The sequence below is a fragment of the Labrenzia sp. THAF191a genome, assembly GCF_009363335.1.
GTDB classification, from domain to species: Bacteria; Pseudomonadota; Alphaproteobacteria; order Rhizobiales; family Stappiaceae; genus Roseibium; species Roseibium algicola.
In genome coordinates this window covers 2113686-2135000 of record NZ_CP045333.1, presented here as the reverse complement: position 1 = coordinate 2135000, position 21315 = coordinate 2113686, and the positions used below count along the sequence as shown (strand labels likewise).

The following is a 21315-nucleotide window of genomic DNA, read 5'->3' as shown; positions in this document are numbered from 1 at the left end:
GGACGGCCGGCGGCGCTTGATGCGAATGCCGACGCCCTCGGCTTCCTCGAAGATATCCGGCTTGGTGACCTTCACGCTGACGCCTTCAACCAGCTCATTCGTCAAAACGAATTCCGCAACGGCTTCAGCCCAATCCTCGACCAGGTCGATATGACCGCCGGAGGCTGCCTTTTGCAGAATGAATTCGACCGCGTCGGCATAGGAAACAAACGCACCCGTTTCGCGCACGATCCGGCGATAGCCGGTAACGGTCTGCATTTCGATATCGAAGCAGACGGTTTGTGTCCGGTTTTTCTCGCTGTCCAGAATGCCGATCTGCGTCGCGACTTTCAGTCCTTCGATGAGGATGACATCGTGCCCGTCCTCTACAAGGTAATCGACATTCTTTTCCATTCAGGTCTCCGGGATCTCGGGCATGACCGGTTCCATCGCCATTGCCGTGAAGTTTCTCAGCAGATGGATGTAATCGGATACCGCGCCCGGTCAAGGTTGTTGCCTTGCCCGAATGACCTATTCAGCCGCCGCTTCGACTGGATCCAGAATATCAACCGCCCGGGTCACACCGCGCAGCTCCGCCAGTCCCCGCAACCGGCCGATCGCCGGATACCCGGGCGTCGAAGTTCCGCTGAGATCGTTCAATATGCGATGCCCATGATCCGGCCGCATCGGGATCCACTTACCCGTTTGTCGTTCCATGCGCCGCAATGCGCGAATGATGGCGACCATATCGACGTCGCCCTCAAGATGCGCATCTTCGCGGAAACTGCGGGGATCCTGCTCGCGCCTGGTTGCCCTCAGATGGGCAAAATGGATCCGCTCACCCAATGCATCGATGATTTCGGGAATATTGTTGCCGGCGCTGACACCAAGCGACCCGGAGCAGACGGTAAAGCCGTTTGCCATTGACGGGTTCATGCCGGCAATTCGCTGCAGATCACCGATCGACCCGACAATTCGCGGCAAACCGAAGAGAGACCTCGGCGGATCATCCGGATGGATGGCCAGTACGGCACCCTCCTCCTGGGCGGCCGGCACGACGATTTCAAGGAAGTTCTGAAGGTTCCGGAAAAGCTCTTCCCGACCGATACCGCGATAAGACGCGAGGCGGTCCCGGAATGTCTCCAGCGTGTAGCTTTCTTCCGAACCGGGCAGTCCTGCAATGATATTGGCGGTCAGCCTGTCCCGCTCCTCGATGGACATCCGGGCAAAGCGTTCCTCGGCGAGCGCTATATCGGCGGCATCATAGTCAGCCTCAGCGCCCTCACGTTTCAGGATGAACAGATCGAAAGCGGCATAGGCGGCGAACTCGAACCGCAGGGCGGTTGCACCGTCTTCCAGTTCGTAGTCGAGATCCGTCCGGGTCCAGTCCAGCACGGGCATGAAATTGTAGCAGATCGTTTTGATGCCCTGACGTGCCAGCGCGCGAACCGTCTCCGCCCAGTTTACCGCCCACTTTTCCCATCCGGGCGCCCCGGTCTTGATGTCCTCATGCACCGGGATGCTCTCGGTGACGACCCATTCCAGGCCGGCTGTCTCGATCATGCGACGGCGGGAAGCGATTTCCTCTTCCGGCCAGAAGGTGCCGTTGGGAATGTCATGCAGGGCGGTGACGATGCCGCGTGCACCTGTCTGGCGGATATCCCTCAGGGAGATGGGGTCCTGCGGTCCGAACCAGCGCCAGCTTTCGATCATCGCCTGAAGTCTTTCTTGTTGTTATCGCTGCAGCGTTTTGTGTTTGGGGTCTTGCGTCTGGCGCACATGAGGCCCGGCGCTCAGGGTGCGGCCTGTGCCGGGGTATAAAGGTAACCGTCGAAATCAGGGTCGCCGACGTCGGAAAGCTCGAGCAGGGTCAGGCGAACGTTTTCCAGGTGCTGCCACATGGCAAGGCGCGCCTTCTCGGAGTTACGGTGGCGCAATGCCTCCAGAATTTCGGCGTGATCATCCAGCCATTTGGCCCGGTAGCTGAGATCGAAGATGCGGTCATGCAGCCGAGCCCACATGGAACTGTTTTCACGCTTGTTCCAGAGGTCTTCCACCTGGTCCACCAGAACACAGTTCTGGGTTGCCTCGGCGATCTGCCGGTGGAACTGCCGGTCGGCGGTGTAATCTTCCTCACCGTGCTCGATCGCCCTGCGCTCCAGATCGAGCGTCTCACGCAGATGAATGATGTCGCTTTTGGTGATCGTGGTGGCGGCAAAGCCGGCAATGCTGCTTTCCAGGAGTTGGCGGGCCTGCAGCAATTCGAAGGGGCCGTAGTCTGCTTTCGGAATATGTAGCGAAATCTTCTCGCCGGCGGCGACATAGCTGCCGGACCCCTTGCGCACATCGAGGTAACCTTCGATTTCAAGAACAATGAAAGCTTCGCGCACCAGAGAACGGCTGATACCGAGTTCGACCGAAATCTGTCGCTCGGTCGGAAACTTGTCGCCGGGCCTGTAGCCCTCCTCCTCGATACGCCTTGCGAGAAGTTCGGCAATTTCCTGGTACCGGCGCTTTGCAGCATCGCTGGTCATGAGGCCTTCCTTGCACCCTCCCCGGCAGCTGCAATCTCGCGATAATAGTCGGCCAGGATATGGAATGCTTTTTTCTTGGTTTTCTTGTCGGCGGCAATCAGCCCCTTGTGGTTATAGCCGTTCTGGAAAATATTTTGGCGCCGTTCAACACGAAAATCGTAAAGTATCCACGGCGACATGCCTTTGATATATCCAAGTTCGCGCAGAGTTGCGATCTGTCTGGTGTAGACTTCGGCCATGTAATCTTCGCTGAAGAGGCCAGACTTCGGACCTTTCTCACCGATAACGCCGTCAGCACCCGTTTCCGAAATCACCACCGGACGGTCCGGGTCCGAGTTCTCCCCGATCGCGGCAAGGTCATCGAAATTCTCTTCATACCATCCGTAATATTCGTTGAGGCCGATGATATCGATATGCGCCGCGAGCCTGTCCTCAATCCGGTTCCGGGCGTGGTTCACCAGACAGGCTGCGGAAGTCAGCCGGGTCGGATCGAGACGTTTGCAGGTTTCGGCAAGGCCTTTCATGAAGGTAAGCCGGGCATCCGTGTCAGGATTCTCGTTTCCGACGGACCAGATAACGACACTTGCCCGGTTGCGATCCCGCTTGATCAGTTCCGACAACTGGTTTTCAGCGTCGCGATAGGTTGCCGGATTGGCGAAATCGATGGCCCAGTAGACCGGGATTTCCTCCCACAGCAAGAAGCCGAGTTCATCAGCAATCTGAGCCGCCCGCTCGTGATGCGGATAATGTGCAAGACGCAGATAGTTGCAGCCGAGTTCGCGCGCATGGGCAAAGCGGCGGCGCAAATCATCCTCATTTGTCACCTTGCCGAGGATTGCATCGTCCTCGTGGACGGAAATCCCGCGAAGGAACAGAGGTGCCCCGTTCAGCAGAATATCCGTGCCGCGGCGCTCGATCTGCCGAAAACCGATCCGGTCGCACACACGGTCTTCGCCGCAGGTGACGCTGACATCATAAAGGACGGGCGCTTCCGGGCTCCATAGTTGCGGCCGGGATGAAATGTCGAGCGTTCCCTTGCCGTCCGCATCCAGCACTATTTCTTTTTCAATGCCAAGCCCGGGAATGGAAAGGGTCACAGCACCAGCCGGCACACCGTCGACGGTGACTTCGGCCCGCAGCGTGGAATACGTGCCGTCCGGCACAAGGTAGAGAAAGAAGTCCTTGATAAGGGTCTTCGGTGTTTCGAAGAATGAGACTTCCCGATAGAGACCACCGTAGTTGAACCAGTCGGTATTGCGCATCGGCACCCGGTCGCGTGTCCGGGTGTTGTTGACGCAGGCCATGATCCAGTTACGACCGGTCTTCAGTTTGCCCGTAAGCTCGACGCAGAAAGGTGTCGACGCACCGTAGTGGTTGCCAAGGAACTCGCCGTTCAGGAAGATCTTGCAGTCGTAGCTCGCGGCACCGAACCTCAGAAACTGGCGTTTGGAACTGTCCACCGTCTCGATGTCGAGAGCCCGCGTGTACCAGGCGCTGCCTTCGAAGAAGTACCACTTCTCCTTAATCGTCGCCCAGTTGGACGGAACCGGCACTGTTTCCCCCATGTAGGGATCATAGTCCCAGGGTTCAGTGCGGTTCTCCGGTGCCTCCGGCAGCATGGCAAACCATTTCTGCCGGAGGCCGGTGTCGAGCAGATCGACACAGAACGTCCAGTCGCCATCAAGGCTTTCCGATGCCCGCCCACCCATGAAGATCAGGCCGTCATGACACAAGGACTGCGTGTTGAAGGGCACGTCATAGTCTTCGTCATGCAGCGCCTGCAAGGCGTTGTCGGCGAGATGGGAGCGTTCGAGCATCGGTCAGGTCTCCGGCAGGACTTTCAGGTGTTTTCAGATGTTATTGTGCAGCTGCCTTGATGCGCTTGATCAGGTCGGCAACGACCGGAGACTTGGCCGCCGCTTCTTCGTGCATCGGCAGGACCGCTTCGATGAACGGGCCCTTTTCCACTTCGACGAATTCCACGCCGAGTTCGCTCTTCGCGGTCTCGACCGCTTCCGCACTCATAGCGTCCCACTGCTCGCGGTGGAAATCCATGGATTCACGTGCGGCCGTGCGCATGGCTTCCTTCTGCTCGTCTGTCAGATCGTTCCAGGAGCTGGTGGAAATCATCACGACGGACGGGATCATGGTGTGACCGTCGTCGGAATAAAACTTGGAAACCTCGCCATGACGGGCGGACGTAAGCGCGATCGGGTTGTTTTCAGCGCCATCGACAACACCCTGCTGCAGGGCGCTGTAAAGCTCGCCCCAGGCAATCGGGGTCGGATTGGCACCGAGCAGCTCAACCATGCGAATCGCGGACGGGCTCGGCTGAACGCGGATCTTCATGCCTTTCAGGTCGGCCGGGGAGTGGATCGCCTTGTTGGCGTAGAAGGAACGGGCGCCCTCGATGTAATAGGCAAGGCCGATGAAGCCCTTGTCCTCGGACGAGGCAAGAATGTCCGCGCCGATGTCATTGGTCAGAACGTCGTAGTAGTGGTCGGCACTGACGAAGATGTAGGGCAGGTTGAGCGCACCGTAGGATTCCTCGAAGGCCTCCAGCTCGGATGCGTTGGAACGGGCCATGTCCAGGGAACCGTTCTGCATCAGCTCCATGGATTCACGCTGGGTGCCAAGCTGGGCATTGGCATAGATGCGGATTTTCAGATCGCCGTCTGTCAGCTCTTCAACGCGTTCGGCCATGAACTGCATCGACTTGTGCAGCGGATGGTCTTCCGGGTTGTTGTGGTTGAGGCGCAGCGTCTTGGCGCTGGCGGCAGAACCCAGAGCGACGACGCCCGCGGCAAGAACAGCCGCCAGCTTAACGAATTTCGACATGATTTCCTCCCAATTGCAGCCTTGGCCGCAGGACTTGCGTTCCGTGCCGGAACGGATCGGTTGGCCGCGGGACTTGCAAGGCCAGACCGCCGCGGATGAGGAATTGTTCGTCCAATTTTCAAAATCAGTCAACCTTTTTTGGAAAATTGGTTGACCAATTTAATTTCCTGACGCATGTCTTAATGTGTCGGAGCCCACGCCGCGCCTGTTGCCGCGGCAAGAACGAGGCCTGCGCGGGAGGAATATCGTGACAGTCATCACCAGAGGCGTGGACATGGTCCTGCGTCTCGTCATCACCATCGCCTTCGCCGTCCTGGTTGCCTGTGTCGTCTGGCAGGTCGTCTCGCGCTACGTGCTGCAAAGCCCGAGCACGGTGACAGACGAAATGGCCCGTTTCCTGTTCATCTGGGTTGCTCTGCTGGGCGGGGCTTACACCTTCGGCCAGCGACGACACCTTGCCATCGACCTGCTGCCCGTCATCACCACCGGCATCCTGCGCCTTCTGGTCAATGTCGGCATCATTGCCGCCATTGCACTCTTTGCAGGGGTCGTGATGGTTTACGGCGGCCTCGACCTGGTCAGCCGGACACTGGAAACCCAGCAGGTATCCCCGGCGCTGCGCCTTCCCATGGGCCTCGTTTATATCGCGATCCCGTTCTCCGGGCTCTGCATTCTCTACTACTGCCTGACATTTCTGGCCGACCTCTTTCGCACTGGCCGCGGCCCGAACGAGCAGGAAGGCACCGCCAGCGTCGGCGGCCCTCTGGACTGAAACCTGACCGGGAACGAGTAACTTCATGGATATCCAATCTGTCCTCGTCCTGTTCGGGACATTCGCTTTTCTGATGATCCTGGGCGTACCGATCGCCTTCGCCATCGGTCTTGCAGCTTTCGCCACCTTCCTGCTGTTCATGTCGTTCGACCAGTCGGTCTATATCGTCGCGCAGCAGGTCGCCTCCGGTCTCGACAGCTTCACCCTGCTGGCCATTCCGTTCTTCATTCTGGCAGGCAACATCATGAACCGGGGCGGCATCGCCATGCGCCTGATCGAGTTCGCCAAGGTTTTGGCCGGCCGCCTGCCCGGCGCGCTTGCCCACTGCAACGTCATCGCCAACATGATGTTCGGCTCCATCTCGGGCTCCGCCGTTGCCTCGGCCGCCGCTGTCGGCGGCGTGATGTCTCCGCTTCAGAAGAAGGAAGGCTACGATCCGGCGTTCAGCGCGGCGGTCAACATCGCCTCCTGCCCGACCGGCCTTTTGATCCCGCCGAGCGCAACCTTCATCGTCTATTCGCTGATTACCAACGGCACCTCCATCGCGGCCCTGTTCGTTGCCGGATACATTCCGGGCATCCTGATGGGGCTCAGCTTGATGGTCGTCGCCGGCATCATTGCCAAGCGCAGGGGATACCCGGTTGCCGAACGGCCCAGCATCCAGGAAGTTATCGCCAAGACGCTGGACGCCATGCTGCCGCTTGGCCTGATCGTGATCGTCATGGGCGGCATCATCGGCGGCATCTTCACGGCAACCGAAGCTTCAGCCGTTGCCGTTGTCTACACGCTCTTTCTTGGCGTGATCTGGTACAGGGAAATCTCGCCGCGCGAACTTCCGGGCATCATCCTGGAAAGCGCGGTGACAACGTCCATCGTGCTGCTGATGATCGGCTGTTCCATCGCCATGTCGAAAGCGATGGCCTTTGCGGATATCCCCTATTCGATCTCCGACACGCTGCTGAGCCTTTCTGAAAATCCGCTCGTCCTGCTGCTGATCATCAACCTGGCGCTGCTAGTGGTTGGCACCTTCATGGACATGACGCCCGCATTGCTGATCTTCACCCCCATCTTCCTGCCGGTGGTGGAAGATCTCGGCATGGACCCGGTGCATTTCGGCGTCGTCATGACCTTCAACCTGTGTATCGGCATCTGTACACCGCCCGTGGGGTCAGCACTCTTTGTCGGCTGCTCGGTCGGCGGGGTGAAGATTGGCCAGGTACTCAAACCCATGCTCGGCTTCTACGCGGTGCTGGTCGCTCTCCTGCTGCTGGTCACTTACGTGCCTGCCCTCAGCCTGTTCCTGCCGCGCGTTCTCCTCGGCTACTAGGATCTGTCATGAAAGCCCTCAAAAACTGGCGTTACCTGGGCCGCTCCAGCGCCGGGATCGCACTTGAAGTCGAGAACCGGCACCGCCTGGTGGTCAAGGTTCTCGAAAATGCGCTCATCCGCGTTGTTCTGCTCAAGGACGGAACCTACCGTCTGGACCGGACCTGGGCCATCGCACCGGAAGGCGACGTGCCGTTCGACGGCCGTGCGCGGGACGACCTTGCAGGCTTTTCCTGCCCCGGCTTCGTGCTGGAAGAGCAGGACGGCAGGCTTGTCCTGGAAACGGAAAACCTGCGCCTGACCATCAATACCCCGCTTGCCTTCGTTTGGGAAAGCCGGCCCGCTGCCGGCGAACCCTGGCAGGAGATCGCCCGCGACCGGCCCCAGGACGCCTACATGATCGGGCGCCGCGACCATCGCAATCATCATTTCATGCGGCGAAACCCGGATGAGCGATACTACGGTCTTGGCGAAAAGGCCGGTGGCCTTGAGCGCACCGGCAGGCGGTTCGAGATGCGCAATCTCGATGCCATGGGATACGACGCGCAAACCACCGACCCGCTCTACAAGCACATTCCCTTCACCATCACCGACAAGGGCCGGCTCGGCGCAGTCGGGCTCTACTACGACACGCTGGCTCCCTGCTGGTTCGACCTCGGCAACGAGAAAGACAACTACCACCTGCCTTTCCGCGCCTTCCGCGCCGCCGATGGTGACCTTGACTATTACTTCAGCTGGGCACCGAGCGTTCTGGATATCGTCAAGCAGCATCACCGGCTGACGGGCGGCACCGCCTTCATGCCGCGGTGGGGACTTGGGTACTCCGGCTCGACCATGGCCTATACCGATTCCGAAAATGCCCAGGAACGGCTGATGGAGTTCCTTGGCAAGCTGTCGGAAGAAGACATGCCCTGCGACAGTTTCCAGATGTCGTCGGGCTATACAGCCATCAAGGGCAAGCGCTACGTGTTCCATTGGAACACCGACCGCTTCCCCGATGCCGAGACCATGACCCGGGCCTATGCCGAGGCCGGCATCAACCTCATCGCCAATATCAAGCCGGTGCTTCTGGACGACCACCCGCTGTTCAAGGAAGCAGCCGAGGCCGAGCTCTTCATCCGCGACAGTGAAACCGGCACACCCGAGCAGTCACCTTTCTGGGACGGCTATGGTTCACACCTAGATTTCACCAACGAGGACACCGTCCGCTGGTGGCAGAAGAACCTTGAAGAAAAGCTCTTTTCCAGAGGCATTCCCTGCACCTGGAATGACAATAACGAATATGAGGTGTGGGACGACGAAGCGGTCTGCGCCGGTTTCGGAAAACCGATACCGGTCAATCTGATCCGTCCGCTGCACAGCCAGCTGATGACACGGGCCTCGTTTGAGGCTCAGGTTGCCCACCAACCGAAAAAGCGGCCTTACCTGATTTCCCGTTGCGCCTGCCCCGGCACGCAACGCTACGCCCAGACCTGGACAGGCGACAATTTCACCAGCTGGGACACGCTGCGCTGGAATATTCCCATGGGCCTCGGCCTCAGCCTCTCCGGCTTCTACAACATCGGCCACGATGTCGGCGGATTTGCCGGCCCGCGGCCGGAGCCGGAGCTGTTCCTGCGCTGGGTTCAGAACGGCATTTTCCATCCGCGTTTCACGATCCATTCCTGGAACGACGACGGCACCGCCAATGAAGCCTGGATGTATCCGGAAATAACGCCACTCGTGCGCAACGCACTGAAGTTCCGGGCGCAGCTGATCCCTTATCTTTACAGCCTGCTGCACCGTGCCGTGACCGAAGGCGAGCCGATGCTGCGGCCTCTTTTCCTGGATTACCCGAACGACCCTGCCTGCCGGGAAGCTGAATTCGACTTCCTGCTGGGCTGGGATCTTCTGGTCGCGACAGTGGTCGAGGAAGGCGCAACCTCGCGGCGGGTCACGCTGCCTGCCAACGAAGAAGGCTGGTGGGCCTTTGACGGCAGCAGCTGGCATGAAGGCGGCCAGATGATCGACGTTCCGGTGGCTCTTGATACCATTCCGCTGTTCGTTCGAGGCGGTACGGTGCTGCCGATGGCAGCCGAAAACCTTAGGTCGACACCGTCTTCCGACACCTTGCGCACATGGCGTATCTACCCACAGCCGGAAGGAACACCGGACAGGCACTCGCAATTTTATGACGATGACGGTGACACGGTAGAAGCACTGGCTGGCGAGAGCTGTTTGACCCGGCTTTGCCTCTCCCGAACAGGGGTCTCAGTCCATCTGGATTGGCAAAGATCCGGCAACTGGCAACCCGCCTTCGACAAGGTCACCCTTTGGCTCGCCGGTGCCGGCACGTTGACCGTCAACGGAACCGAGCGGAAAACGGGCGATACAATCGACTTCACGGTGAGCCAGTCATGAGCAGCGCCGGTCACTTGGTTGATACGGTCGACTACGACCGGACAAAGCTGCGCATCCGCCTGCTGCACATCGGTTTTGGTGCCTTTGCCAAGGCGCATGTTCTGGTGTTTCACGACGAAATGCTACGCCGAACGGCAAGCGACTGGGGCGTCGCAGTTGCCCGGCTCAACTCCGGTGCGGACGAACTCACCGGTCTTGACGAGGCGGACGGACTTTTCACTGTCGGCGAGATGTCCGGTGACGATCCCTTCTTGCGCCAGGTCGGCGCTATCTGTGCGACGGTCCACCCCAAGCGTGATGGCGTCGACGCCTTGCCGAACCGGATCGCCGATCAGGATCTCGCCGTGATCACACTGACTATCACCGAGAAAGGGTATTGCCTGAAGGACGGCAGGCTGGATGAAGACAGTCCCGGCATCCGGCGAGACCTTGCAACGCCAGATGCCCCTTCCACGGCCATCGGCGTGCTGGTGGAAGGCCTCAGGCGGCGACATGCAGCCGGTCTCGCCGGTTTGACGATCCTGTCGTGCGACAATCTTCCCGCCAACGGCGAGCTGTGCCGTCGTGCGGTCCTGGATTTCGCCGCGCGGCTCAACCCGGCTCTGGCAGAATGGATCGAAGGCAATTGCACTTTCCCCTGTTCCATGGTCGACCGCATCACACCGGCAATGACCGACAGTTCGTTCGCAACGCTTGAGAACGCACTAGGTCACGCTGACCGGAACGGTATCCTGTGCGAGACCTTCCGCCAGTGGGTAATTGAAGACCGGTTTGCCGGTCCACGTCCGGACTGGCATCTGGCAGGTGCTGAATTCGTTGAAAATGTGGCACCGTTTGAAGACATGAAACTTCGGATGCTGAACGGCAGCCATTCGTTTCTAGCCTATCTTGGGGCGCTGGCAGACAAGGAAACGATTGCCGACTGCATGGCCGATCCGGCCTTCCGGCAGGCAGCCCTCACCCTGATGCTGAGCGAACAGGCCCCGACGCTGGCCGTGCCGGACGGTGTCGATATCAAGGCCTATGCCGAAGCCCTGATTGCCCGGTTTGAAAACACCGCGCTTCATCACAAGACCACCCAGATCGCTTCTGACGGCAGCCAGAAACTGCCGCAACGACTGTTGGCACCGATCCGGCAACATCTGAAGGACAACAGCCCCTGGCCGCTATCGGCACTCGCCGTTGCCGCATGGATGCTCTATTGTCGCGGTGTTTCAAGAACAGGCGTCTCGCTGCCGTTGAACGACCCCCTGTCCGCAAGGATTGGCACCATTGTGCAGGAAACGGACGGCAATGCGTATGTCGACAGGATGCTGTCGCTCTCGGAGGTTTTCGGCGACGACCTGCCAGGGTCAGCGGCCTTTGGCAGCACAATCAAATCCGCTTACCAACGGCTGCAAACCTCGGATATTGCCGCAGTTCTGAAAGCCTAGTGACCAGCAGAAGAGCCAGACGGCTTCTGCTGGAAACCGCCTCTAGTCCCTGACGAGCCGCAGGGTCCTGGGCTGTTCGGCAGGTTTCAGTCCGGAAAGTTCCTTGCAGCGCTCGGCAGCGGCTTCAACCGTGCGGCGGGCAAGATCCTGAATGCCGTTCTCGTCAGCCATGAACTCCAGCATGCCTGCTTCGGTCGTGCCGCCTTTGGACGTCACGGCGACGCGGAACCCGGTCGCATCCGCGTCCGGCTGCGCAAGCATGCGCCCGGCGCCGGCCACTGTGCGAACGGCCAATTCGTGGGCAAGGTCCTCCGGCAGACCAAGGCGTGCCCCTGCCGCGGCAAAGGCCTCGGCCATGGCAAACACATAGGCAGGCCCCGCACCGGACAAGGCGGTGACCACCGGCAGCAGGCCTTCGTCCGGCAATTCGACAACCGAGCCGAAGGCGGCAATCAGCTTGAGAGCTTCCACCTTCTGGCTGGCAGTCAGCGCCTCGTTGGCAACAAAGGTCGAGACAGCAGAGCCGACCGTTGCCGGCAGGTTGGGCATCGCGCGAATGATTGGCGTTCCATCCGGGAATTGCTTTTCCAGCACGGAAATCGGTTTGCTGGCCGCAATCGACAGGATCACCGTTTCGCCACCACCGAAGGAGCCGAGCGGCGCCAGAACCTTCTCCACGATCTGCGGACGAGTGGCGATGACAATCGCGGCCGGAGACTGCGGAAAAGGCTCGTTGATGTTGACGCCTGCCTGGCTCTGCAGCCAGCCGGACGGCCGGGGATCGCGCACGTAGATGGAACCGGCAGGCATTCCCTTAGCCAGCCAGGCTTCCACCAGAGCCTTGCCCATGAAACCGCAACCAATGAGGCAAACGCCTCTTTTCGCCAATTTGTCCATGATCATGCGTTCGCAAATATTCGGGTCTTGGCGCTACTAGAATGCTTTCCCGCACAACTCACAAGTCTTAACCGGCCGATACTGATAATTTTTCCTTTCCTCCAAAATTCGCTTTAGAGGAATGGAGTTGAGGATTTCAGTTTACTTGACGTTTTTCCTTATAGACGAATGACGTAAGGAAGCCTGCCAGTAGGACCACATCGATATTTACGACAAGTCCCGCTAGGGAAACACCCCAACAAGACCAGCCATTCTCTACGTTACCTCAACCGGACAATCACGCACCCCAGGTATCGCTGAGCTTGTACCCGCCAGGCCAAGGGTCGCTTGTGTCGAGCATGTGTTGGTGAATGCAACTGAAGAGACAGTCTTTAAAATGCAAAGAAAAATAATCTCAAGCGAGACACACCAGCATACTCTCGATGACCAGCTGCTGAAGTGGCTTATTGAGTATACTTGGCTGGTAGAGTGCCGTCTAATGCTTCGGCGATAGACAGAAAGGACACAGCCTTGGCTTTATAACTCATCTTGTTTGCAAGAATGTAAGCCTGTTTCAACGTGGCATGCGCATCGTTGACTAACCCCAGCTGAACCTGTTTTGCACCTATGCCGCACAAGCGAAAAACATCGTAGCCAGTTCGGCTTTGTGTCCATTCAAAATTCCTGATCGTGCGATTGTTTCTGGCCCATTCATGCAGCTCAATTAGTAGCCTGCGCGCTTCTGAAGTCGAAGTTTTGCTGGCAACGTCGAAGACAGCTTTTGCCCTGACAACCCAGGTATTTGCGCTTTCAGCGACTTGTTCAGCGCGTTCGAATTGTCCGGCTTCAACGTGTTTTTCGATTAGAGGCAACATCAGGTCGTTGGTAACAGACCATCGGCGCTCATTTGCATCAACCGCGATGATCGCCTGACGCATTTCCTCGTCGAATCCAGCATCCAGCAAAGGCTTCACTTCGGACAACAGAGATCGCTCAAAAAAGTCTTCTCTGTGCGAAGGATCCTGTAGATGGCTTCTCGATCGGATTTCGTGGCTTCACGAGATCCGGCCAGAACCTTGTTAACGTGAAATGCCATGCGGGCCTCTAGCCCCTTGGCACTTCGATCCAAAAGAAGTTGTTCAGCCTGCTCAAAGGCGCCACGCCCTTTATCAGCGATGCCAGACCAAACGAGAAAGCGCCCCACAACGGCCAGACGCCGAACTTTGTCATCATTGGGAGGCCCTGTTGTCCGCTTTGCCGCCTCAAGAGCTCTTGATGCCATAAGCTGAGCAGATTTCTGGTTGCCAAGCTTTAGCAGCAAATCTGCGAACTCTATGAAGACTTCAAACTCTGTGTCTGGTGCGTCGTTGAGGTCGGGAATCAATTCCATCGTTCGTGTTGAGGCGGTGACTTCCCCTGCTTCCAGCTGGCCACGCGCTATAGCGAGATAAGCCTTATGAACACGGGGCAAAAAATGAGGATCATCCACCGCCAGGGTTTTTAGCGAATGCGCCACTCTGAGTGCCGCCTCAAATTCCTTCCTGAAAACGAGCCTCACCAGGATTTCGCTCAGAACAGCCGCTCTATGAAAATCGCGGGTAAGGTTGTCAGCTATTTTCAGAGCCTGCTCATGATTGCCGTGATCAAGCAGGTGCTTCACTATGATCAGATGAGCTTCCAGCCGCTCATTCCAAACATCGCCAAGGCTTCCAGCAGCCTGTATCGCCAGCTCGATTTCTCCCTGCTCAAGTTGAGCGAGTATCATTTGTTTTATGAAGGTTCCCCTCGGCGATCCGAACTCAAAGATCGTACTTTTATGGTATTCAAGAAATAGCTTTTCGGCTTCTGCCCATTGTCCGGCATCAAGCAATGTTTCCACCGTTGGGGGGCTCATATCCCTGAGTTGCTCGGAGCGAATTTCGTCGTCTGCATAAATTCGCCAAAGGAACGCCTTGAACAGCTTGCTCGAACCGGTACGCCGGTCTTCCTCATGAGCTTGACCCAGTGCCAAAGTTTGAAGACAGTCTTTCGAGAGCGCTTCCTCACATTGAAATCTGGCATCTTCAACCTCCTGCGCGGAAGGAGGATCAAAGTCCTTAGCCTGGACATGTCCGAACAACAGACCGAGTGAGATGGCAAAAAATAGTGTCTTAACAAGTCGCATATTGCTTGCTCGGAGGAAACGGCACACCAACGGCTACCGCTTCAATCGAGCCAATTTGAGGCCACCCTCCGCGAACTGAATTTTAGGCAAACTCTCCGATCAATATTGGCGCTCACGCTTCACCAATCTTCAGCCGTCACGCACCCCAGGTGTCGCTGAGCTTGTAGCCGCCAGGCCAGGGGTCGCTTGGGTCGAGCATGTGTTGGTGAATGCCGGTGACCCAGCCACGCCCGGAAATTTCCGGAACAATCCCGGCCCGGTCGCCCGCCATCTGTTGTGATACGATCCGGCCGGTGAAGGTGGACCCGATGATGGAAACGGCTTCGAAGGTGTCGCCGACGTTCATTTGCCCCTTCGCCGCCATCAGCGCCATTCGGGCAGAAACGGCCGTACCCGTTGGGGAGCGGTCGACCTTGCCCGGCTGGATGGCAACAGCGGACCGTCCGGAGAGGCCCGTCGGCGTCTTCGACAGGGGACCGCAGAAGGCGCAGAAGGAGATGTGGTTCCAGTCGGCATTTTCCGGATGGGAAAAGCCTAGCTGTTCGTTGGCTGCATTGGTGATCCGGACACCCAGGCGGGCAATGTCCTTGGCCTCGTCTTCGACGATCCCGAACCCGAGCGCCTCGGCGTCGACGACCACGAAACTGTCGCCACCATAGGCGGTGTCGACCGTCAGCGTGCCGATGCCTTCCACTTCCAGCGGTACCGACAGCTTGTCGGCAAAGCTGGTGACGTTCTGAACGAAGATGCGCTCCGCCTTGCCATTCCGGCATTCGGCCTTCACCCGCACCAGTCCGCCGGGTGCTTCCAGAACCATCTTCGTGACCGGTTCGACCATCGGAACAATACCGCCGTCAAGCAGCACCGTGGAGACGCAGATGGAGTTGGATCCTGACATCGGCGGCGTGTCTTCCGGCTCCATGATGATGAAGGCGGCATCCGCCTCCGGATGTTTGGGCGGAACAAGCAGGTTCACATGACGGAACACACCGCCGCGCGGTTCGTTCAGCACGAAATTGCGCAGCGTCTGGTCCTTCGCGATGAAGCTTCTCTGTTCCCAGAGCGTTTCGCCCGGCGGAAGGGCGACACCGCCGACGATCACGTCGCCGACCTCGCCTTCCGCGTGGCAGGAAATCACATGGATGGTCTTGCTGCTGCGCATGTCTCTGCCCTTGAGGTCAGCCGGTTCAGGAATAGCGAGCGACAGGTTCGCCCAAAGCATCGAAGATCGGCGTGATGCCAAGGCCCGGCAGCTCGGAAGCCGTCATGCGGCCATTGACTCGCTTGGGTGCGCCTTCCGCGATATCGACCGTGCCGTAGCTGTTGAAGTCCGTAGCCGAGAAAGTGAAATCCGATGGGGTCGAGCGCGCCAGATGGGCGATCGCCGCCGTAACAATGTCCCCGCCCCAGGTGTCTTCGATCGTCATCGGAATACCGTGGGCAATGCAGAGATCACGCATCAGCTTGGCCTTGGTCAGGCCACCGACCTTCGAGATCTTCAGATTAATGCAATCCATCGCGTCTTCGGAAATGCCGCGCACCAGCGTGTTCGGCCCGTCGATCACCTCGTCCAGAACGAAGGGCAGCGCCGTCCGGCGTCGAATGGAGACGCTTTCCTCATATGTGAGGCAGGGCTGCTCGATGTAGACATCAAGCGAGGACACTGCCCCGACGACGCGTGCGGCTTCATGCCGGGTCCAGCCGGTGTTGGCATCGGCCACCAGAAGGTCCGATTTCTTCAGAACTTCGCGGGTGGCGTGGATGCGGTCGATATCGTCATTGGCATCGCCGCCGACCTTCAGCTGGAACTTGGTATAGCCTTCGGCCGCATAACCTTCGATCTTCTTTGCCATGATCTCCGGCGCTTCCTGGCTGATTGCCCGGTAAAGCACCACGTCGTCCTGGGCTGCACCGCCAAGCAACGTATAGAGCGGCTGGCCCGTCGCCTTGCCCAGCAGGTCCCAGCAGGCGATGTCGATCGGCGCCTTGGCATAGGGATGACCGCGCAGCGCAGCATCCATCACCCGGTTGATTTCACCGATATTGAGCGGATCCTTCCCGATCAGGTGGGGCGCCAGTTCCTGAAGTCCTGACCGCACCCCAAGGGCATAACTCGGCAGATAGGCAGACCCGAGCGGGCAGCATTCGGCATAACCCTTGAGGCCTTCGTCGGTCTCGATCTCGACAACGGTGCTGTCGAAGACTTCCACGAAATTGCCGTTGGACCAGCTGTAACGCCCTTCTTTGAGGGGAAGGTCGACCTGAAAGACGTTGATGGCCGTAATTTTCATGAAGTTCCTCCTCCAAAAGAGTTTAGAAGCGCCGCGCGGAAAAGGCGGCCATGTCGACGGGGTTTTGTGTGTCGGATACGAGATTGGCGACCAGTTCCGCCGTCCCTGCGGACTGCGTCAGGCCGAGGTGACCATGCCCGAAGGCATAGACGACCCGGTGGTCACCGGGTGAGCGGTCGATGACGGGCAGGCTGTCGGGCATGGAGGGCCTGAAGCCCATCCATTTCTTGCCGCCGTCTGTCTTCAGGGCAGGCAGGAACCGCCTGGCCTTGTCCAGCAGGATGTCGGCGCGCTTGAAGTTCGGTGGCAGCGTCAGCCCACCCAGTTCGACGGCCCCACCGACACGGACGCCGCCATTGATCTTGGTAACGACGAAGCCGTGACCGGAAAAGGTCAGGTGGGTTTTCAGGTCAAAGGAGCCTTCCGGCAGCGTCGTGTTGTAGCCGCGTTCGGTCTCAAGAGGAATGCGGTCGCCGATCGTCTTTGCAAGGCGGTGCGACCAGGCACCTGCGGCCACGACGACCTGTTTCGCAACCCAGGCCCCATCGTAAGCTTCGATCTGAACACCGTCTTCACTCGGCTTCAGACCTGAAACGTCAGTGCTTTCGATCTGTCCGCCCCGCTGCAGGAAGACAGACGTCAGATGCGCCAGCCAGCGGGCGGGATCACAAGTGTTGGTCCAGTCCGGCGTGAAGGCCGCATGAGTGAAGCGACGGTCAAGACCCGGCTGAATGGCGGCGACGGCATCCGGGCTCTCAAGCAGTTCGAAGCGGATGCCATGTTGCTTGCGCAGCTCCCAGCCGGGCAGACTGGCGCGGAATTCCGCTTCACCTTCGTAAAGCTGCAGCTGCCCTTCGGCCTGGATCAGGGAGGCTGCTCCGGTGTCCGAAACCTGCCGGGCAAGCGCCTCCTGCGCCAGCTTCATCAAGGCGGCCTGTGCCGACATCGACGCCTGGTAGCGATCCGGCCAGCTTGACCGCCAGAACCGGAGCATCCAGGGTGCGATCTTGAGGGCATAGGTGGGCGGAACGGAGAGCGGACCCAGCGGATCGAGCAACCATTTCGGTGCCTTCCGCATGATGCCCGGCGTTGCCAGCGGGACGATATCGGTAAAGGCGAAAGCTCCGGCGTTCATCTCCGATGCGCGCGCTGTTTCCGCCTGTCGATCCAGCACAAGCACCTGCCGCCCCCTTGCCTGCAGGGCAAGCGCGGAACTGATGCCGATGATGCCGGCGCCGATCACGATGATATCCTGGACGGTCTCGTCCGCCATTTTCAAAGTCTTTCAAAAAGGCCTGCGAGGCAGGGCGAAGTGCCCCGCAGGCAGTTTGCTGCCCGTTGGCCACACTTTAGGGGAGCGTGTAGGCAGTCTTGACCGAAGTGTAGAATTCAGCGGCGTAACGGCCTTGCTCGCGCGAGCCGAAGCTGGATCCTTTGGTGCCGCCAAAAGGCACGTGATAATCGACACCTGCCGTCGGCAGATTGACCATCACCATGCCCGCCTCGGCATTGGCCTTGAAGTGGCTGGCATGCTTCAGTGACGTGGTACAGATGCCAGCACTCAACCCGAATTCCGTATCGTTGGCGACACTCAAGGCTTCTTCGTAATCCTTCACGCGAATAACGGATGCGACCGGGCCGAAGACCTCTTCGGTGTTGATCCGCATGGCGTTGTCGGTTTCGCTCACCAGCGCCGGCGCCATGTAGAAACCTTCCGTGTCGCGGTTGAGCCGTTCCCCGCCCTGCACCTTGCCGCCTTCCTTTGCCGCGATATCGACATAGGAAAGGTTCTGCTGCAGTTGCCGTTCGTCGACCACCGGCCCCATCTGCACGCCATCTTCCAGGGCGTTGCCGACTTTCAGCGCCTGCATGCGCTCGGCAAGGGCTTCGACGAACCGGTCGTGAATGCCTTCGGTCACGACCAGCCGCGAGCTTGCCGTGCAGCGCTGGCCGGTCGAGAAGAAGGCACCGTTGAGCGAAGCTTCGACGGCGATGGCAAGGTCGGCATCGTCCAGAACCACCATCGGGTTCTTGCCGCCCATTTCCAGCTGCACCTTCTTCAGGTGCTGACCACAGGCCGCCGCGATCCCCCGCCCCGTCGGCACCGAGCCGGTAAAGGAAATCGCCTTCACCTTCGCACTTTCCACCAGGCGCGGACCAATCTGCGAGCCACGTCCCATCACGAGGTTGACCACACCTTCCGGCAAGCCGGACCGGGACAGGATCTCGATGAGAGCATGCGCGCAACCCGGCACCAGCTCAGCCGGTTTCAAGATGACTGCGTTGCCGTAGCAAAGTGCCGGAGCGATCTTCCAGGCGGGGATCGCAATCGGGAAGTTCCAAGGTGTGATCAGCCCGACAACCCCGATCGGAAACCGGGTGACGTCAACTTCGATACCGGGCCTGACGGATGCCAGTCTGTCGCCAGTGAGGCGCAATGCTTCGCCGGCAAAGAATTTGAAAATCTGCCCGGCGCGCGCCACCTCGCCAATACCTTCCGGCAGTGTCTTGCCTTCCTCACGCGACAGCAGACGGCCTAATTCGGCCTTGCGGGCCAGAAGTTCCGTCCCGACGAAATCCAGCACGTCGAAACGTTGCTGCGGCGTCGACGCCGCCCAGCCGGGGGCTGCCTGATGCGCTGCACCGACGGCCTGGTCCAGCTGATCGACACCGGCCTTCGCGGCATGGCCGAGGATATCGCTGATATCGGACGGGTTGACGTTGGGCGTGCTGTCGGATGTTTCGAGCCACTGCCCGCCGACAAAATTCCTGTAATCCATGACTTGGCTTATCCGTGGCTTAAAGGCGTATCCCTGCGCGGTAGGGGTCCGCCGGATTGAAAATCAGGTTGGCATCGGACGTGACGAAGGCCTGTCCGGTGATGGTGGGAATGACGCCACCACCCGGGCCGGGCTGGTAGCTGATCTTGTAGGTGCTGCCGATGACGCTTTCCTGCAGGTAGTCCTCACCCGGTGCCAGCGCACCGTCAGCGGCAAGGCAGGCCAGCTTGGCCGAACAGCCTGTCCCGCAGGGCGAGCGGTCATACGCACCACCCGGGCACAGCACGAAGTTGCGGCTTTGCGCGGACGGGTCTTCGGCCGGCCCGAACAGCTCGATATGGTCGATCCAGGCCCCGTCCTTACCGGTAACACCGGCCTTTTCCAGCGCATCGCGGATCTTCAGCGTGAGGTCGGTTAGTGGGCGGATATTGGCACCCGTCAGGGCAACCGGGCTGCTCTTGACCAGGAAGAACCAGTTGCCGCCCCAGGCGACATCACCGGTGACCGGGCCAATGCCTTCGACCTCGACCGTGACATCCTTCGCCAGCCGGTAGCTCTCGATGTTGACCACCGACACCGTGTTGGCGTCGATCAGATCGATCTCGACCACGCCCACCGGCGTTTCGAACTTGTGCCATCCCGGCCCGATCCGGCCGAGATGCGCCAGGGTGACACCAAGGCCGATGGTGGCGTGACCGCACATGCCAAGGTTCTGCAGGTTATTGAAGTAGATCACGCCGGCAACGCAATCCGGATCGGACGGCGGCACCAGCAGCGCTCCGATAATGGCATCGTGACCGCGCGGTTCCAGAACGACGGAAGCGCAGAAATCGAGATGCTCGGCTTCCAGCCGGGCGGCACGTTCCGCCAGTGTCCCCGATCCGAGATCGGGGCCACCATCGAGCACGACGCGGGTCGGTTCACCCGCGGTATGGCTGTCGATTACGCGCATTCGGCGATCACGCCGCCTTGCGTGCTCCAGTCGGCGTACCAGGTCTTGAACAGCTTGTACTGCGCTTCGACATAGTTGCGCTGCGCATCGTTGAGGGCATCGGTCTCGTTGAAGTGCAGCGTGTATTCGGTGTCGCCGTTTAACACCATCAGGTGCTTGTAGTAGAGCACCAGGTCCGGGCCTTCATCGAAGCTGGACAGAACAGCCAGCGCCTCTTCCAGTTCCTTTGCCCGCAGTCGAGCTTCCGCATGACCTTCTGCGGCCTTCTTGCAAAGCGCCACCAAGTGCAGAACTTCCTTGGGAATGGCATTGCCGATGCCGGTGATCGCACCGGTCGCACCACAGTTGATGAAGCCGTGATAGACGGCGGTGTCGACACCGACCATCAGCGTCACCTGGTCGTCCTGCGAGGTGATGTTTTCAGCCGCATAGCGCAGGTCCGCAAGGCCGCCGAATTCCTTGAAGCCGATCAGGTTCGGGAATTCCCGGCGCAGGTCGAAGAACAGGTCGGCGCGGGTGGCGAAACCGTAGTAAGGGCTGTTGTAGATCACCGCCGGCAGGTTCGGAGCCGCTTTCAGGATATCGCTGAAATGGTTGCGCTGCGCCGACACCGAGATGCCGCGAGACAGAACGCGCGGGATGACCATGAGACCATGCGCACCAACCTTTGCCGCATGTGCGGCATGGGCAACTGCGGACCTGGTGTTGACCGCACCGGTTCCGACGACCACCGGCACACCCGCTTTCACCAGACGCTCGACGCCTTCCATGCGCTGCTCGTCCGTCAGGAGAGGCCAGTCGCCCATGGAGCCGCAATAGACGACGGCGGACATGCCGGCTTCGATCAGGTCCTTGCCCTTCTTCACGAGGGCATCGAAATCGGGCGAACGGTCGGCCTTGCACGGGGTCATCAGGGCAGGCATGCAGCCGGAAAAGATATTGGACGTCATCATTCACTCCTGGATGGGTC

General features: G+C 59.4%; 18 protein-coding genes (1 of these 18 cut by a window edge). 4 read left to right on the top strand and 14 right to left on the bottom strand.

The genetic code is table 11. The features are described from left to right. From FIV05_RS09900 to FIV05_RS09880, 5 genes are all read right to left on the bottom strand, one after another. Positions 1-393 carry the 5' portion of a dihydroneopterin aldolase gene (locus FIV05_RS09900; RefSeq protein WP_152509444.1) on the bottom strand. Its footprint begins 6 nt before the window's first position, so the window shows 393 of its 399 coding nt (coding positions 1-393); its start codon is at positions 391-393; its stop codon lies beyond the left edge, outside the window. 117 nt (positions 394-510) lie between these two features. Then, the gene (uxuA, locus tag FIV05_RS09895) at positions 511-1692 is read right to left on the bottom strand and encodes a mannonate dehydratase (RefSeq protein ID WP_152509443.1); all 1182 of its coding nucleotides are present in this window, start codon (positions 1690-1692) and stop codon (positions 511-513) included. A gap of 80 nt (positions 1693-1772) precedes the next feature. Beyond that, entirely contained in the window at positions 1773-2513 is a 741-nt protein-coding gene (locus tag FIV05_RS09890) for an FCD domain-containing protein (protein ID WP_152509442.1), read from the bottom strand. Beyond that, positions 2510-4330, bottom strand: coding sequence for a glycoside hydrolase family 2 TIM barrel-domain containing protein (locus FIV05_RS09885; protein WP_152509441.1), 1821 nt, complete (start codon positions 4328-4330; stop codon positions 2510-2512). The genes FIV05_RS09890 and FIV05_RS09885 overlap by 4 nt, the downstream gene beginning before the upstream one ends. 40 nt (positions 4331-4370) lie before the next feature. Then, positions 4371-5351 (bottom strand): TRAP transporter substrate-binding protein, encoded by a 981-nt coding sequence (locus FIV05_RS09880; RefSeq protein ID WP_031269012.1) that lies wholly within the window; start codon positions 5349-5351, stop codon positions 4371-4373. A gap of 247 nt (positions 5352-5598) precedes the next feature. On the opposite strand from FIV05_RS09880, the gene FIV05_RS09875 reads away from it, so the two are divergent. The 4 genes from FIV05_RS09875 to FIV05_RS09860 are packed head-to-tail and all read left to right on the top strand — an operon-like array spanning position 5599 to position 11282. Then, positions 5599-6123, top strand: a complete 525-nt coding sequence (locus FIV05_RS09875) for a TRAP transporter small permease (protein WP_088665207.1) — start codon at positions 5599-5601, stop codon at positions 6121-6123. A gap of 25 nt (positions 6124-6148) precedes the next feature. Continuing rightward, positions 6149-7450 (top strand): TRAP transporter large permease, encoded by a 1302-nt coding sequence (locus FIV05_RS09870; RefSeq protein ID WP_152509440.1) that lies wholly within the window; start codon positions 6149-6151, stop codon positions 7448-7450. An 8-nt stretch (positions 7451-7458) separates the two neighbouring features. Then, a complete protein-coding gene (locus FIV05_RS09865; RefSeq protein ID WP_152509439.1) occupies positions 7459-9849 on the top strand; it encodes a TIM-barrel domain-containing protein in 2391 nt (796 codons plus the stop codon). After that, positions 9846-11282, top strand: coding sequence for a mannitol dehydrogenase family protein (locus tag FIV05_RS09860; RefSeq protein ID WP_152509438.1), 1437 nt, complete (start codon positions 9846-9848; stop codon positions 11280-11282). The genes FIV05_RS09865 and FIV05_RS09860 overlap by 4 nt, the downstream gene beginning before the upstream one ends. A 42-nt stretch (positions 11283-11324) precedes the next feature. Here the strand turns inward: FIV05_RS09860 and FIV05_RS09855 are convergent, their stop codons facing one another. The 9 genes from FIV05_RS09855 to FIV05_RS09815 all read right to left on the bottom strand — a co-directional run bounded on the left by FIV05_RS09855 (position 11325) and on the right by FIV05_RS09815 (position 21295). Next, positions 11325-12179: a pyrroline-5-carboxylate reductase gene (locus FIV05_RS09855; protein ID WP_173013819.1), complete on the bottom strand. Its 855-nt coding sequence runs from the start codon at positions 12177-12179 to the stop codon at positions 11325-11327. 443 nt (positions 12180-12622) lie between these two features. Continuing rightward, entirely contained in the window at positions 12623-13141 is a 519-nt protein-coding gene (locus tag FIV05_RS09850; RefSeq protein ID WP_152509436.1) for a hypothetical protein, read from the bottom strand. Then, entirely contained in the window at positions 13129-14322 is a 1194-nt protein-coding gene (locus tag FIV05_RS09845; RefSeq protein WP_152509435.1) for a hypothetical protein, read from the bottom strand. Before FIV05_RS09845 ends, FIV05_RS09850 begins: the two co-directional genes overlap by 13 nt. Before the next feature lie 136 nt (positions 14323-14458). After that, positions 14459-15484 (bottom strand): proline racemase family protein, encoded by a 1026-nt coding sequence (locus FIV05_RS09840; protein WP_152509434.1) that lies wholly within the window; start codon positions 15482-15484, stop codon positions 14459-14461. Positions 15485-15509: 25 nt separating this feature from the next. Beyond that, a complete protein-coding gene (locus FIV05_RS09835) occupies positions 15510-16613 on the bottom strand; it encodes a cis-3-hydroxy-L-proline dehydratase (RefSeq protein WP_152509433.1) in 1104 nt (367 codons plus the stop codon). Between the two features lie 22 nt (positions 16614-16635). Continuing rightward, the gene (locus FIV05_RS09830) at positions 16636-17886 is read right to left on the bottom strand and encodes an FAD-binding oxidoreductase (protein ID WP_152509432.1); all 1251 of its coding nucleotides are present in this window, start codon (positions 17884-17886) and stop codon (positions 16636-16638) included. Positions 17887-17962: 76 nt separating this feature from the next. Further along, on the bottom strand, positions 17963-19393 hold the full coding sequence (locus FIV05_RS09825; protein ID WP_152509431.1) for an aldehyde dehydrogenase family protein: 1431 nt from the start codon (positions 19391-19393) through the stop codon (positions 17963-17965). Between the two features lie 19 nt (positions 19394-19412). Beyond that, positions 19413-20345: a proline racemase family protein gene (locus FIV05_RS09820; RefSeq protein WP_152509430.1), complete on the bottom strand. Its 933-nt coding sequence runs from the start codon at positions 20343-20345 to the stop codon at positions 19413-19415. Further along, positions 20336-21295, bottom strand: coding sequence for a dihydrodipicolinate synthase family protein (locus FIV05_RS09815; RefSeq protein WP_152509429.1), 960 nt, complete (start codon positions 21293-21295; stop codon positions 20336-20338). The genes FIV05_RS09820 and FIV05_RS09815 overlap by 10 nt, the downstream gene beginning before the upstream one ends. Between the last annotated feature and the right edge of the window lie 20 nt (positions 21296-21315).

Bases quoted from the DNA above. Each gene is read 5' to 3' on its own strand.
- uxuA (WP_152509443.1), bottom strand. From the start codon at position 1,692: ATGATCGAAAGCTGGCGCTGGTTCGGACCGCAGGACCCCATCTCCCTG.
- FIV05_RS09890 (WP_152509442.1), bottom strand. From the start codon at position 2,513: ATGACCAGCGATGCTGCAAAGCGCCGGTACCAGGAAATTGCCGAACTT.
- FIV05_RS09885 (WP_152509441.1), bottom strand. From the start codon at position 4,330: ATGCTCGAACGCTCCCATCTCGCCGACAACGCCTTGCAGGCGCTGCAT.
- FIV05_RS09880 (WP_031269012.1), bottom strand. From the start codon at position 5,351: ATGTCGAAATTCGTTAAGCTGGCGGCTGTTCTTGCCGCGGGCGTCGTC.
- FIV05_RS09870 (WP_152509440.1), top strand. From the start codon at position 6,149: ATGGATATCCAATCTGTCCTCGTCCTGTTCGGGACATTCGCTTTTCTG.
- FIV05_RS09865 (WP_152509439.1), top strand. From the start codon at position 7,459: ATGAAAGCCCTCAAAAACTGGCGTTACCTGGGCCGCTCCAGCGCCGGG.
- FIV05_RS09860 (WP_152509438.1), top strand. From the start codon at position 9,846: ATGAGCAGCGCCGGTCACTTGGTTGATACGGTCGACTACGACCGGACA.
- FIV05_RS09855 (WP_173013819.1), bottom strand. From the start codon at position 12,179: ATGGACAAATTGGCGAAAAGAGGCGTTTGCCTCATTGGTTGCGGTTTC.
- FIV05_RS09845 (WP_152509435.1), bottom strand. From the start codon at position 14,322: ATGCGACTTGTTAAGACACTATTTTTTGCCATCTCACTCGGTCTGTTG.
- FIV05_RS09840 (WP_152509434.1), bottom strand. From the start codon at position 15,484: ATGCGCAGCAGCAAGACCATCCATGTGATTTCCTGCCACGCGGAAGGC.
- FIV05_RS09835 (WP_152509433.1), bottom strand. From the start codon at position 16,613: ATGAAAATTACGGCCATCAACGTCTTTCAGGTCGACCTTCCCCTCAAA.
- FIV05_RS09830 (WP_152509432.1), bottom strand. From the start codon at position 17,886: ATGGCGGACGAGACCGTCCAGGATATCATCGTGATCGGCGCCGGCATC.
- FIV05_RS09825 (WP_152509431.1), bottom strand. From the start codon at position 19,393: ATGGATTACAGGAATTTTGTCGGCGGGCAGTGGCTCGAAACATCCGAC.
- FIV05_RS09820 (WP_152509430.1), bottom strand. From the start codon at position 20,345: ATGCGCGTAATCGACAGCCATACCGCGGGTGAACCGACCCGCGTCGTG.
- FIV05_RS09815 (WP_152509429.1), bottom strand. From the start codon at position 21,295: ATGACGTCCAATATCTTTTCCGGCTGCATGCCTGCCCTGATGACCCCG.